Origin of the sequence: Paenibacillus gorillae (assembly GCF_000513275.1) — a bacterium.
Classification (GTDB): domain Bacteria; phylum Bacillota; class Bacilli; order Paenibacillales; family Paenibacillaceae; genus Pristimantibacillus; species Pristimantibacillus gorillae.
In genome coordinates this window covers 104377-118229 of sequence record NZ_CBVJ010000106.1, presented here as the reverse complement: position 1 = coordinate 118229, position 13853 = coordinate 104377, and the positions used below count along the sequence as shown (strand labels likewise).

Genomic DNA, 13853 nt, shown 5'->3' with positions numbered 1-13853 from the left:
GCCGCCATTGCTTTTGGCGGTGAGATATGCTTTTCTATTTATATAGCAAAGATGTACGAGGAGAGCGGCATGAATAAATACCGGCACTGTGTCATTAAAAGCTTTAAGCATGACGGACATTTGCATCGAACCTGGCAGCGCAATTGGCTTGTTCCGAATGAGCGTCTAGCTGCCGCGCATAGAGATGAGGACATGATTGTGCTTATCAATCGCCAGACGCCGATTCAGGAAGCTGACGGCAAGCTGTGGATCAGCCGGGTGCCGGCCGTTTCTTTTTTTATCCCCGGAGAATGGTACAATGTCGTTGCATTGCTTGAGGATGCTGGCATTCGTTATTACTGCAATGTGGCGTCACCGCCGTTCATGCAAGGGGATGTATTAACCTATATCGACTACGACCTCGATGTCATTCGTACCATAGACGGCAGCAGGCATATCGTTGATCAGGATGAGTATGAGCTCCATAAGCTTGCCTATCATTATCCGAAAAAAGTCGATGACCTGGTTTATCAGGGGCTGAGATCGCTTCTGCTGCGTATTGATCGGGGACAAGCGCCGTTTGAGGAAAGCCAAGTGCTCGCTTATTATAAAGAATGGGACGAACAGTTTGATGAAAGCGAAAGCGAGGGATAAGCAGATGAACGTCTCCTCACCGGAAAATACGGCTCCAAAGCCAGCGTGGCTGAAAGAACTGTGGGATTGGACGAAGACGATTGTGGTTTCTTTTGCCATCGTCATGGTGCTTCATTTGTTTGTATTTAATCTGTCGACCGTTCAAGGTCATTCCATGGAGCCTACGCTGCATGAGCGGGAGTGGCTGTTTGTCAATAAACTTGTATACACGCTGGGAAAACCGAAGGTAGGCGACATTGTCATTCTGGAAGATCCAATGTCTTACGGCGACAAAGAGGAACTGCTCGTCAAACGGGTTGTCGGCGTGCCTGGAGACCGGCTTGAAATATTCAATAAAGAGCTCTACCGCAACGGACAATTAGTAGAAGAAACGTATATCGATTCGGCTATTGAAGACCTGGATTTTATGCCCATTCAACTGGCGAAGGATTCTTACTTTGTCATGGGGGACAACCGGCATGCAAGAGCGAGTAAGGATAGCCGGATTTTCGGAACGGTGAAGGAATCGACCATTCGGGGAAGAGCAGATTTTATCGTGTGGCCGCTGGGCAAGTTTAAAGCGTTGTAAAGGATGTCGGGGAATGAAGGACGTTATGATCTATACGGACGGTGCTTGCTCGGGCAACCCCGGGCCGGGCGGCTGGGGCGCAGTACTCTTTTACGGACCGCATAAGAAAGAGATTTCCGGCGGCGAGAAGCAGACGACGAACAACCGGATGGAAATTGCGGCTGTTATTGAAGCGCTGCGGCTGTTGAAGGAGCCCTGCAAAGTGAGCGTGTACAGCGATTCCGCTTATGTGGTCAATTGTTTTCAGAAGGGCTGGATTCACGGATGGCTGCGCAATGGCTGGCGTAACAGCAAGAAGGAGCCGGTCGAGAATCAGGATTTGTGGAAAAGCTTATGGGAGCTGATGAAGCTTCATGAGGTGACTTACATTAAAGTTAAGGGACATAGCGACAATGAATGGAATAATCGCTGCGATGAGTTGGCTCGCGGAGCGATTAAACGGCTTGCTTAAACGTCCAAGCGCTCTATTATATCGAACACACAGATGTCGCAGTCAGGCATGCAAGGAGGGATAGGAATGACAGACAGGGATCGCTGGACCCGGCTAAAAGAAGAGATGAACGAAGCGGCAAGATCGCTTGGCATCGATAAAATCGGCATAGCCTCTGCAGATCCGTTCACGTCGCTGAAGCAAATATTAATTCGGCACCGTGAGCTGGGACGCGAGTCCGGCTTCGAAGAACCGGATTTGGACAAACGGACGAATCCAGCCCTTCTCTTCGATAATCCGCAATCCATCATTGCGATTGCAATCGCCTACCCTTCCAAGATGCATAATCCGCCAAAGTCTGAGCCCGGAGCAAGACGGGGCATCCTTGCCCGTGCTTCGTGGGGAGATGATTACCATAAAGTATTGCGCAACCGGTTGAAGAGACTGGAGGATTGGCTGCGTGAGCGGGTGCCGGAGCTTCGGGTCGAGAGTATGGTTGATACGGGAGCATTGTCGGATCGCGCAGTTGCAGAACGGGCGGGTATCGGCTGGGGCGCTAAAAATTGCATGATCATGTCGCATGAGCTGGGCTCCTGGATTTATTTGGGCGAAATGATTACGAATTTGCCGCTTCCACCGGACGAGCCCGTTACAGAGGGCTGCGGCGAGTGTACGAAATGTATTGATTCTTGCCCAACCGGAGCCTTAGTTGGTCCGGGACAACTCGATTCCAAGCGTTGTATTTCTTTTGTAACGCAGACAAAGGAGTTTGTACCGGAAGAGTTCATGCGCAAGATCGGCAACCGGCTCTATGGCTGCGATACTTGCCAGACCGTTTGTCCCGTCAATAGGGGCAAGAACTGGACGCATCAGCCGGAGCTTCAGCCCGATCCTGAGCAGGTGAAGCCGCTGCTTGTTCCGCTGCTGACGATCGGCAACAAGGAGTTCAAAGAGAAGTACGGCAGCACTTCGTCGGCATGGCGGGGCAAGAAGCCGATTCAGCGGAACGCGGTTATTGCGCTGGGCAACTTCAAAGAGAAAAGTGCCGTAGAAGACCTGAAGCAGGTGCTGCGGCAGGACCCCCGGCCAGTGCTGAGAGGCACGGCTGCATGGTCGCTTGGCCGTATCGGAGGAGAAGAAGCAGAAGCCGCTCTGCGTGAGGCTCTCCCTCTAGAAAGCGATGAGGAAGCCAAAGTCTATATTGAGCGAGCGATCGTTGCCCTAGAAGCGACTGAATCGACCGAAGCGACCGTAGAGATATAATAGCGGAAGCTTCGGATCAGGAATGCGATGGATCTGGCTGGAGACAGCAGGCTGATGTTTCGAAACAGCGGATAAAGCTAGCAATATTTACTTTTATACCGCTGTTTGCGAAGGCTTGCTTTCCATGCTATTATAGGGGACATTATTACAGACATAAGAGAGTTTATAGCGGGAAAGGGTCAGGTGAATTATTAATGGGAGTATGGAGTTATATTATTCCGATTGTTACGTTGATCGTAGGGGCGGTTGGCGGATTTTTTGGCGGCGTTTTCTATTTGCGCCGGCAGCTAGAACGCATGCAAAGTGATCCGGAAATGATTCAAAAGATGGCGAAGCAAATGGGCTACAACTTGAATAAGCAGCAAATGCAGCGTGCGCAGCACATGATGAAAAATCAAAAAGCGCCGCGTAGATAATAGCGCAATTCGTGAGAGGTAGCCGGAGAGGAGAATGCGGAAATGGCGGGAAGAAAGGATTACGTCAATTCGGCTGTATCTCGTAACCGGGAGCAAATCGAGCATCACGTGAAAGAGATATTGAAGCTGATTGGCGAAGACGTGGAACGAGAAGGGCTGCATGAGACGCCTGCTCGTGTTACTCGGATGTACGAGGAAATTTTTGCAGGTTATGAGGTAGAGCCGCGTGAAGTGCTAGGCGTCACGTTCGACGAGCAGCATGAAGAATTGGTCATTGTAAAAGATATAATCTACTATAGCCAATGCGAGCATCATATGGCGCCTTTTTTCGGTAAAGTGCATATTGGCTATCTGCCAAGCGGCAAAATCGCCGGCTTAAGCAAATTTGCCAGACTCGTTGAGGCGATAACGCGCCGCTTACAGGTGCAGGAGCGAATCACGACGCAAATTGCCAATGTCATGGAGGAAGAGCTTCATCCGCATGGCATTATGGTTGTTGTGGAGGGTGAGCATCTGTGCATGTGTTCGCGGGGTGTTAAGAAGCCGGGAAGCAAGACGGTTACATCGGCTGTTCGCGGCGAGTTCCGTTCCAATCCGGCGCTTCGCTCGGAATTTTTGTCCTTAATTAAAGAGTAAAGAGTAATAATGCGAGGCATAAAAAGAACCGTTGTCCCTCCGCTCTGAGAGTGGGGAGAACAGCGGTTCTTTTGTTCGGTTGCTATTCTATACAGCATCGGATGTAAAGGTCTGATTGACCTGGCTTAAGAACAAGGCAGCGCGTTGTATATATTCATTCGGATATTCCCGGAACAGCATTTCATGCTGGCCGCGGGGAACGATCCATGAGCGGGACAGCGGGTTGCTTTGCTCCGCGGCAATCGTCTCTGCTGTCTGATAAGGCGCTTTTGCATCACTTGTGCCATGGATGATATAAAGCGGGATGTTATAGCCTTTGCTATCCATAATGCGATCAACCGGAATTTGCTTCAAGCTGGCACCGGACCAGATCGGCATCATCGATTGGATTAAAGTCATCGACGGGAAACGCGGCAAATCTACAATTTGTTTCACGTTGTTGTACAACGTATCCGGGCTTGCAATAAACAGGCTGTCGAGTATCATCGCGTCGATATCATCGGTTTGCAGCGCTGCTTGAAGCGCAGTGCCAGCTCCCATTGAGAAGCCCCATACGACGATCTCTTCCGCACCGCGGGATTTGGCATAATTGACAGCTGCGAGCAGCTGCTGTGATTCTTCCAATCCGCCTGTAGCCGGCGCTTTATATTCATAGGATGCATAGCCGTAGTCGAAAAGAACTACATTATAGTTCAGGCTATGCAGCAAATTCGTTAATTCATACATGGGTACCCATGTCTCTTCCCGATTGGCTCCGTAGCCATGGCTGAAGACAACAGTACGGGTTGAAGAGACGGCTGAAGCAGTAGCAGATGAGGCAAGCGTTACACCATCCGTATCACCGCTGGCTGCCGGAACATACCAGCCGCTGACCATCGTTTTGCCGCTATGGCTAGGGATGACGATATCTTCATAGTCCAGCCCGATCGCATCTTTCGGATTGGAAGTAAGCGGGGCTACATAAGGGTGGGCCAGCATCCATGCAACATAACCATGAAAAACGACGACGAGGAGCAGGCACATTGCAGCAACCGCGGCTGTCCATGCGGTGAGCAAATGGTAGCGCCGCGTTCTCGCTTGCGGCCGCTGACGATTTATTAGGCCATCAATTGGCGGGAAAGGCTGTAGGACTTGGGGAAAGCCGCTTTCCAGCGGTATCGGCGTCATAATGGTTGTGCTCATGTCGGTTGTCCTCCTTGCATGGTGAATGTGTGAAAACGCTTCAAAAGTTCTAGTACTTTTATCGTAGTCCGCTAGATTAGGCCTGTCAATTGATGTCGACGTAATGTTAATGAGTTGTAATGATGCTGTAATGAAGTAACTTTTCTTTACGGGCGAGACAGGATTGGGGTATACTGAACGAGAATCATTTTCACTGTGCGGAACGAATGAACAGTGGTGGTCAGAGGAGGTGCGGCAGGGATGGAAGAAGGCAAATCGCATGTGCGCGCGGTTGACCGTGCGCTTGATATATTGCTTTGTTTTACGACGGGAACGAATCTGGCCATGACTGAAATTGCCGAGAAGGTCGGGCTTCATAAAAGTACTGTGCATCGGATGTTAGCCACGCTGGAAGACAAGGGCTTCGTCGAGCGGGACCCGATTTCCGACCGTTATCATTTAGGTATTCGCGTGTGGGAGCTGTCCGCTCATTTATCCGGGACTGATGAACCAGCGATTATCTGGAAACCAGAGATGGAACGGCTGCGTGATCAGTTGGGCGAGACGGTCAGCATCTATGTGCGAGACGGGCAGGAGCGGATTCGCATTCAGGCGGTGCAGAGCAATCAACCTGTACGACGGGTAGCGCCTGTAGGCGCGAGGCTGCCGTTATATGCGGGCGCGTCCAGCAAAGTGCTCATCGCTTATGCGGATCGTATCGTCAGGGAGAGGATCATCGGCGATCCGTCGTGGCCTGCTATTATTGACTTGGAGCAGTATCAGGAGCAGTTGGAGGAAATAATTACTCAAGGGTATGCGACAAGCTTCGAGGAGCGCGAGCCTGGCGTAGCCGCCCTTTCGGCGCCGATCTTCAATCGCAATGGCGATCTGTCGGCGGCTTTATCTCTCTCCGGCCCGTCCAGCAGACTGACGATGGAGATGATGCGTGAATACGCGCCTCTGCTCATTGAATCTGCGAAACGAATGGGAACGATGCTTCGTTAATCTATCCTTTCATGAAGAAAGCCTGCCCGGTAAACTGGGCAGGCTTTCCATTTGTAAACGAATAGCCCTTCCAGTTCCCTCATATAATGAACCAGCTAATGAGGATTGGGAGGGATAGCTATGTCTTCGCGAACGGTCAAGCAAGGAACGGGCGGCCGGACCGACCGCCAGCCAAAGCAGCCGATATTGAGAGGGACGGCTGCTAATCAATCAACACTGTCGCCAGCTTCGCCGCAGCCGCAACAGCAAGCCAAGCCGGTGAAGCCGCAGGCAAAGCAGACTAAGTCGCCATCGGACAAACAAGTTACGGCGGCTGCCGATCAGAGGGCGGCTTCCAAACTAACTTCTCTTTTGCGTTCTTCGGATTATATCGACGGCAGCCGGGGGCGGCATGACGGCTGGAAATCGGCGATTCACCAATATGTCAGCCTGTACAATCAAGCAGAAACCGAGCAGCATGTTGCTGCCATAGATGATTATGTGACGGATCAGGATCATTGCACGAGGCTGCATGGCCGATTGGAGCGGCTGCGTCATAGGGATCTGCTGCGCGGCTGCTTGCCCTCCCGCGGAGAGACGAAGGCGGAGCTTGTACGCGTGAACGAATCGGCAACTGAGGTTTCCGTCCTAGTGAAGCTGCATATTAAACGGCAGATGGAGCAGTCGGGACTTTATTATATTGAGGAAAGAACGGAAAGCGAGCGGTTATGGCTCGCCCAGTCGGGAGGCTACTGGCAAATTGTCCGTATCGAGCCTGTCATTGGCGAGAGGCGGCCGCGCTTTGGCATCTCTGAATATGCGAGCGGGTTTGAGGAAGCGGAAGATTATATGGCAGAGGGTCATTCGCTGGTCCGTTCGACTCCCTTCCTCAATTACGAGCTGTTTCCACAGTTAAAGCACCGGCAAGCGGGTATTCCTTACAGGAGGGATTTGGCGGCCGCTTATGCGGATCAGTGGTGGAATCAGCCGAACCCTGCCTACGAGGAATTTGAGGTGAATTGCACCAATTATACTTCACAGGCGATCTTTGCAGGCAATGGCCCAATGAACTATACTGGTAAAAGAAGCAGCGGCTGGTGGTATAAAGGCCGTAACAAAGGCGGCGAGTGGTGGAGCTACAGCTGGTCCGTGTCGAATGCGCTGGCCAATTATTTGACTGCGCCGCGCAGCTCGGGCATGCGCGGCACCGTTGTAAATTCCGCTGAGGAGCTTCAGCTCGGCGACATCATTACGTATGACTGGAACGGCGATGGACGTTTTGAGCACAGCACGATTGTGACGGCTTTTGACGCGGCGGGCATGCCGCTGGTTAATGCCAATACCGTGCCAAGCAGGCATCGTTACTGGGATTACCGGGATTCCTATGCATGGACGGAACAAACGAAATATCGTTTTTTTCAGATTGCGGACCTATTATAAAATATATAGATTCCGGAGGAGCGTCCATGGGGAAGAAAGTGCATGTAGGACTCGTTTACGGGGGAAAGTCTGGCGAGCATGACGTATCGCTTCAAACTGCGTTTGCGGTAGCGGGCGAGTTTGATTATGCTAAGTACGAAATTACCCCCTTTTATATTACGAAGCTTGGCGAATGGAGGCAGGGACCGCTCTTGAATGCCAGGCCTGGCAGCATCGGCGAGATGAAGCTGACGGCTGCCCAGAGCGCGGCCTCTGCTGCGTTTCCGCTTGCCCCGCTGTTCGATCAATCGGGATCAGGAGCGGGGGCGGCAGGTCTTTCGCCGATAGACGTTGTTTTCCCGCTGCTCCACGGAACATTTGGCGAGGACGGTACGATTCAGGGAATGCTGGAAATGGCGAATATTCCATACGTGGGGGCCGGTGTTCTTGCTTCAGCAGTTGGCATGGACAAGATCACGATGAAGAAGGTGTTCGCCTATGAAGGGCTGCCGCAATGCGTCTTCCGTTACTTTAACCGAACGCAGTGGGAGAAGGACTCCGCTTTTTTCATTATGGAGGTCGAGGTCTCGCTTGGTTATCCTTGCTTTATCAAGCCGGCCAATCTCGGTTCCAGTGTCGGCATATCCAAAGCGAAAAATCGCGAGGAGCTAATTGCCGCTGTCGATCATGCATTCCGGTTCGACCGCAAAGTCGTCGTGGAGGAGTTCGTTGACGCCCGTGAGATTGAGGTAAGCGTGCTGGGCAATGACGAGCCGAAGGCTTCCGTGCCGGGTGAAATTGCACCTTCGAATGAGTTTTACGATTATAAAGCGAAGTATATCGACGGGAAGTCAACGATCCAGATTCCGGCCTTATTGCCATCTGCCGTAACAGAACACATTCGCGAAATGGCCGTGCAAGCTTTTCTGGCTATAGACGGGTCAGGGCTGTCCCGCGTCGACTTTTTCTTGCGCAAATCGGATGGACAGCTATTTATTAATGAAGTAAATACGTTGCCGGGCTTTACTCCTTTCAGCATGTATCCCTTGATGTGGAAGGAAACCGGATTGCCGTACCGGGACCTGCTGGATAAGTTAATTGAGCTTGCGTTCAAGCGTTATGCCGACAAGCAGAGTATCGATTACGGGGGAAGCGGCAATTAACATTAGAGGAGGAAGCAAGTGATGGGTTTTGCAACAGAGTTTAATTCCGTATGTAAATTCAAATCAGAGCAAGAGCTGTATGAATTGTTGGAATATGGTCGGGGTAAAATGGTAAAGAACGGTTTCCGGGTCTTTCCAACCGGTCAGAAGGTTATCGCTTATACACCAAACAATGAAGCAATAGCGATTGTCCGTATTCTTGCTTCGATTGCGGAAATTAACTTTCAAGGCGATGAAGTTACCGAGGTGGAAATGGAATTAGTCCGTAAGCTGACGGAGGAAGAGTCGCGCATCCAAACGGCGCTTGCTTTCGAGATGTTTTTCGGAGAGCGTGCATAGCCGATGATTGTCAGATTCGGATTCGTTGCTATGAGCTTATTGCTTGAGAACGCCTCGCCTTCCCGTACGATGACCTATACCAATTTCGCCAAGCTGCCGGAACGGGAAGCTGGAATACGCAGGTTAGAACAAATCGCCAAAGATAATTTGCACAATACGCTTCGTATATTGAGGCATGCCGCGGCACATGATATCCGGATGTACCGGCTTACATCCAAAATCATTCCTCTGGCGACACATAATGGATTGGCGGATTGGAATCCGTATCCCGAGCTGCAGTCCGCTTTTACCGAAGTGGGTGAATATGTGCAAAAAGCGGGTATCCGGGTTTCGTTCCATCCGGACCATTTTTGCGTATTCAGCACACCTCGTCCAGAGGTGCTGATTAACTCAGAGAAGGATCTGGACTATCACGTTCGAATGATTGAAGCGATGGGTTTGCCGGAGACAGTAAAAAACAATATTCATATTGGCGGAGCTTACGGAGACAAAGTCGTAGCCGGAGAGCGCTTCGTTCGACAGTTCGGGGCGCTTGCACCTCGGCTCCGTAATCGGGTCACGCTTGAAAACGACGATAAGACGTTTAATGTTGTAGAGACGCTTGAAGCAGCGGAAGCTGTCGGCGTGCCTATGGTGCTGGACATTCATCACCATGATTGCAATGACGGCGGTATTTCACGGGACAAGCTTGCCGGGGAGCTATGGCAGCGGATCTTGGGTACTTGGACGCGGGAAGCGGACAGGCTGGGCTGGGATGCTGCGCAGGGTGCCGGTTTGCTGCCGCCTAAGATTCATGCGTCAAGCCCGAAGAGCGAGTCGGAACGAAGAAGTCATGCCGACGGCGTAGAGGCAAGGCCTCTTCTTCGCTTTTTGCAGGAAATTGCAGGCTCGACGAGCCGTGTAGATTGCATGCTGGAGGCGAAGCACAAGGATGCGGCGCTGCTGAAGCTGATGGAAGATATGAAGGAACTGGAGACGCTGGGCGAAGGCGTCCGCGTAATTGACGGCGGAAGTATTGAAGTTCTATAGCTATTTCGCTGTATTCGGATCAAGCGTTGGTTAATGTGTGTGATTAGAAAGCGGGGGAGTATAGTTGCTGGAGTGGATATTGCTTGTCCTGCTAGGCGTAGTTGCAGCAATGTTCGGCAGCATCGTTGGCCTTGGAGGCGGCATTATTATCGTGCCGGCGCTTATGCTTCTCGGACCGCAGCTTACTGGTGCTGAGATCGATCATGCAACGGCGGTCGGCACCTCGCTGACAATGCTTATTGTCACTGCGTTAGCGTCGACATTAAGCTATGCGAAGAAGAAAATCGTCGATTTCCGCAGCGGGCTTCTTCTATTTATAACTAGCGGACCCGCCGCCTTGATTGGCTCGGCACTGACAGGCAAGCTTCAAGGCGCAGCCTTTTCATTAAGCTTTGGTATTTTTATGCTGCTTATGGCTGCACTTCTCATTGCCCGGGATTATATGAAACCGGTTACGCGCCAATGGCCAATTGAGCGATCCATTACGGATGCGTCTGGACAAGTCCATACTTACGGCTACGGACTGCTGCCGCTGCTGCTCATTGGTTTTGCCGTCGGTCTAATATCCGGACTGTTCGGAATTGGCGGAGGCTCTCTGTTCGTGCCGGTTATGGTACTGCTGTTCCGGTTTCCGCCGCATCTGGCGACGGCAACGTCGATGTTCGTTATCTTCTTGTCCTCTATACTGGGAAGCGGTATGCACGGATGGCTCGGAGAGATCAATTATTGGCTGTTGCTTGCGCTAGTGCCTGGCGCATGGGTCGGCGGCAAGCTTGGTGCCTGGGTGGCAGGACGGATGAGCGGCAAGAAGCTGCTTTGGCTGCTTCGGATTACGCTGCTTCTGCTCGCTTGCCAGCTGATTATCGAGGGATGGATGGAGCTTTAGCCTGTTTCCATCCCTTAGCGGGACAAATTACGAAACTTTTAAGGTCTCATCTCGTATTTCTATACGATAACTATTATTTTTTTCAATTATTCAGACAAGTAGAAGGTAGTGTGATGCACAGTGAGCGATCAGCAGGATGCAGCCGTTATTGGCAGCAAAAGCTTTACTGCCGTAGCGATTAACTGCGCGGCAAAGGCTGGCGAATGGATTAAGACAAAGCTAGGTAATTATGAGAAACTTGATATAAAATACTCCTCAACCGACCTTGTAACGGAAGTGGACAAAGGGTCGGAGACGCTGATCAAGCGGTTAGTGCTGACCCACTTTCCGCATCATTCTTTTCTTGGGGAAGAGGGCGTTGAGCCAGGGCCGGAGGCTTCGGTCCGTGCGCTTGAGTCTAAGCTTGAGAATGAATATTTGTGGATCGTCGACCCGATTGACGGTACGACCAATTTCGTACACGGCTTTCCGTTTTTTGTTGTGTCGATTGCGCTTGCTTATCGGGGGGAAGTCATTGTCGGTGTCGTATATGACCCCATGAAAGATGAGCTGTTCCTCGCGGAGAAAGGCAAGGGCGCTTATGTCCATGGCAAGCGAATGAATGTATCCGGCGAGGATACGCTCAGAAGCAGTTTGATAGCTACCGGTTTCCCGGCAGATCAGCAATACGCATTGCCTTTGAATATGAAGGGCTTGCAGGCCGTAGCGCCGCAAGTGCGTAATATCCGATCTGGCGGCTCGGCGGCGCTGCACATGGCGTACGTGGCGGCCGGAAGGCTCAGCGGCTTCTGGGAGATCGGGCTGAACAGCTGGGATCTGGCAGCAGGCTCGCTGCTCATTCAAGAATCAGGCGGCACGGTTACCGATTCGCTCGGACAGCCGTATCATCTAGGTGTCCGTAACGTCGTAGCGTCTAACGGGCGTATTCATGATGAGTTTGTCGGCGCTTTGGACAAGGCCGAGGCTACGGTATAGCTGGAGAGTATCGTACAGCAGGTTAGCGCAGGGAAATGCAGCCCCCACGTTTAATTGAAACGTGGGGGCTTTTTGATTTGAGGAGATGTATGTAGATCGTCCTGGGCGTCTTCCAGACCAGCATGAGAGCTGGCCCGTATGCAGGGAACTCAAGGCGGTTCGAAGCAGGCTAAGTAACTCTAACAAGACAACTCAAAATCCTCAATTAACCAAAGCACCTCTAGTAACCAGATCTCCGCATTATGAATTAAAAGCTGGTCAGGATGAATGCTGCCAATCAGCAGCCACATGCCAACCAACAACTCGCATCGGTCCTTTACTGCAGCTTGTTCCGGTATTCCTGTGGCGTGAGGCCGTAATGCTTTTTGAACAGCTGGATGAAGTAGCTGGGCTTCTGGTAGCCGAGCATTTGCGAGATTTCGTAAATTTTTTCGTCCGTTTGGGACAATAGTTGAGCTGATTTCTCCATTCGGGCACGGAGCATGAACTCGCTGATGCCTTCGCCGGTTTCGGTTTTATATATTTTTGATAGATAGGACGGGTTCAAGAACACATGGGACGAGATGGAGTGCAGGGAGGCGTTCTCCAGATGCTCATGTATAAACTCCTGCACTTTGCGGATAATGCCGGAGCGGGAATCTTTTTCCTCGATGCTGACGGAAGTTTTGTAGTTCTCGATGATGCGGTAAGCCCAGGTTCGCAGCTCGTCGACGGCTGTAATCGGACGCTCGTTGGCAAACGCATGGAAGTCGTCGCCGATTGTGTCGGACAGCCACTGCTTGTTTTTATGGACGAGAGCGGCAAGCGTTGCGGCAATGGTGAAATAGGTTTCCAGCACATGCTCCTGGGAATCACGCCAATTCGTCTCCAACTCGTGAAAGATCGTATCGAGCTTGCTGCGCGCCGTATCCCACTGGCCCACCTCTAGCAGCTGGAGAATGGTCGGCGGGCGGTGCAGCTCATTAATTAATTGCGGAGCACCGCCGCGCGCAGGTTCCTTTGCCAGAGAGATATACAGATCCTGCTCGCTTCCGATGAAGTGGCGGAAGTTCGTAATGGAGGCTTGGTACAAAGGCGCTGCCTCGGCCGGAAACAAACCGGATTTGCTCGTCAGGACGGAAATGCCGACCCGCAAATACGATTTGACGACATGCTGAAGCTGAAAAGCTCTCCGTTCGATCCATTCTTCCACGCTCTCAGCCGCACTTATCTCAGAGGTGCTTTTCGTCTGCAGCAGACAAACGAGAAAACCATGCGTATCCTTCGCATGCCAGAGATGAAGCCGCTCCCCGAAAATCTCCTCCGCCATGTTTGCTAAGGCGTAATCGATCAAGGCTTCGCTTTCGCCGCCCTCGTACAGCTTGTCGCTGTCATCCAGCCGCAGCAGCATAATGTGAACCGGAGTATCTTCGCGGAACGGAATTTCATACATTGTCAGCTTGGACATTAGCCGCAGCGGATCGGCGGACTGCTTGCCGCTCAGCAGATCGAGAAGCATATACTCACGAAGCTTTGGCAATTGCTCCCGCAATGAATACATCGCGCGCTGGACAGAGCTGATTTCCTGCCATTCTCGCTCCAAATCACCAATCGCTTTGCGAACCGCACCAATTAATTCATCGTCGGATGCCGGCTTAAGCAAGTAATCGCTGGATTGCAGCTGCAAAGCTTGCTTCGTATATTCAAAGTCCGAATAGCCGGACAGAAGAATGCACTTCGTATGCTTCCAATTTCGTTTGACTTCCCGAATCAGTTCCAGGCCCGACATGCCGGGCATCCGAATGTCTGTAATGATGACATCGATGGGCTGTTCATTCATAATGTCGAGCGCTTCCTGTCCGGAGTAAGCTTTATAGACGTTCGTAATCCCCGCTTCCTCCCATGGAATCATGTCTGCCAGATCGTCTGCCAAAATGGATTGGTCATCGATAATGAGCAACTGTCGCATGTC

At 51.6% G+C, this 13853-nt stretch carries 15 protein-coding genes; 13 read left to right on the top strand and 2 right to left on the bottom strand.

Features of this window, described 5'->3' with window-relative positions; genetic code table 11:
* Positions 1–69 precede the first annotated feature (69 nt).
* The 6 genes from TY10_RS20050 to folE all read left to right on the top strand — a co-directional run bounded on the left by TY10_RS20050 (position 70) and on the right by folE (position 3946).
* Positions 70–633, top strand: a complete 564-nt coding sequence (locus TY10_RS20050; protein WP_042167314.1) for a DUF402 domain-containing protein — start codon at positions 70–72, stop codon at positions 631–633.
* Positions 611–1201, top strand: coding sequence for a signal peptidase I (gene lepB, locus TY10_RS20045; RefSeq protein ID WP_052350663.1), 591 nt, complete (start codon positions 611–613; stop codon positions 1199–1201). The genes TY10_RS20050 and lepB overlap by 23 nt, the downstream gene beginning before the upstream one ends.
* 13 nt (positions 1202–1214) lie before the next feature.
* Positions 1215–1652, top strand: a complete 438-nt coding sequence (gene rnhA, locus TY10_RS20040) for a ribonuclease HI (protein WP_042167312.1) — start codon at positions 1215–1217, stop codon at positions 1650–1652.
* Between the two features lie 66 nt (positions 1653–1718).
* Positions 1719–2894 (top strand): tRNA epoxyqueuosine(34) reductase QueG, encoded by a 1176-nt coding sequence (queG, locus tag TY10_RS20035; protein WP_042167309.1) that lies wholly within the window; start codon positions 1719–1721, stop codon positions 2892–2894.
* 194 nt (positions 2895–3088) lie between these two features.
* Positions 3089–3310, top strand: coding sequence for a YneF family protein (locus TY10_RS20030; RefSeq protein ID WP_042167307.1), 222 nt, complete (start codon positions 3089–3091; stop codon positions 3308–3310).
* Positions 3311–3352: 42 nt separating this feature from the next.
* Complete coding sequence (gene folE / locus TY10_RS20025; RefSeq protein WP_042167304.1) at positions 3353–3946, top strand: GTP cyclohydrolase I FolE; 594 nt, start codon at positions 3353–3355, stop codon at positions 3944–3946.
* A gap of 87 nt (positions 3947–4033) precedes the next feature.
* On the opposite strand, the gene TY10_RS20020 is transcribed toward folE, so the two are convergent.
* Positions 4034–5128: an alpha/beta hydrolase gene (locus TY10_RS20020; RefSeq protein ID WP_042167302.1), complete on the bottom strand. Its 1095-nt coding sequence runs from the start codon at positions 5126–5128 to the stop codon at positions 4034–4036.
* A gap of 240 nt (positions 5129–5368) precedes the next feature.
* On the opposite strand from TY10_RS20020, the gene TY10_RS20015 reads away from it, so the two are divergent.
* The 7 genes from TY10_RS20015 (at position 5369) to TY10_RS19985 (ending at position 11902) form a co-directional block, all read left to right on the top strand.
* Positions 5369–6112, top strand: coding sequence for an IclR family transcriptional regulator (locus TY10_RS20015; RefSeq protein WP_042167300.1), 744 nt, complete (start codon positions 5369–5371; stop codon positions 6110–6112).
* Between the two features lie 120 nt (positions 6113–6232).
* Positions 6233–7531, top strand: coding sequence for an amidase domain-containing protein (locus tag TY10_RS20010; protein WP_081735380.1), 1299 nt, complete (start codon positions 6233–6235; stop codon positions 7529–7531).
* A gap of 26 nt (positions 7532–7557) precedes the next feature.
* Positions 7558–8673, top strand: coding sequence for a D-alanine--D-alanine ligase (locus tag TY10_RS20005; protein ID WP_042167297.1), 1116 nt, complete (start codon positions 7558–7560; stop codon positions 8671–8673).
* 21 nt (positions 8674–8694) lie between these two features.
* Positions 8695–9012, top strand: coding sequence for a hypothetical protein (locus tag TY10_RS20000; protein WP_042167295.1), 318 nt, complete (start codon positions 8695–8697; stop codon positions 9010–9012).
* A 3-nt stretch (positions 9013–9015) separates the two neighbouring features.
* Positions 9016–10041, top strand: coding sequence for a UV DNA damage repair endonuclease UvsE (uvsE, locus tag TY10_RS19995; RefSeq protein WP_042167292.1), 1026 nt, complete (start codon positions 9016–9018; stop codon positions 10039–10041).
* 67 nt (positions 10042–10108) lie between these two features.
* Positions 10109–10927: a sulfite exporter TauE/SafE family protein gene (locus TY10_RS19990; protein WP_081735383.1), complete on the top strand. Its 819-nt coding sequence runs from the start codon at positions 10109–10111 to the stop codon at positions 10925–10927.
* A 120-nt stretch (positions 10928–11047) separates the two neighbouring features.
* Positions 11048–11902, top strand: coding sequence for an inositol monophosphatase family protein (locus tag TY10_RS19985; protein WP_042167289.1), 855 nt, complete (start codon positions 11048–11050; stop codon positions 11900–11902).
* A 316-nt stretch (positions 11903–12218) separates the two neighbouring features.
* Here the strand turns inward: TY10_RS19985 and TY10_RS19980 are convergent, their stop codons facing one another.
* On the bottom strand, positions 12219–13850 hold the full coding sequence (locus TY10_RS19980) for a response regulator transcription factor (RefSeq protein WP_042167286.1): 1632 nt from the start codon (positions 13848–13850) through the stop codon (positions 12219–12221).
* Positions 13851–13853 lie beyond the last annotated feature (3 nt).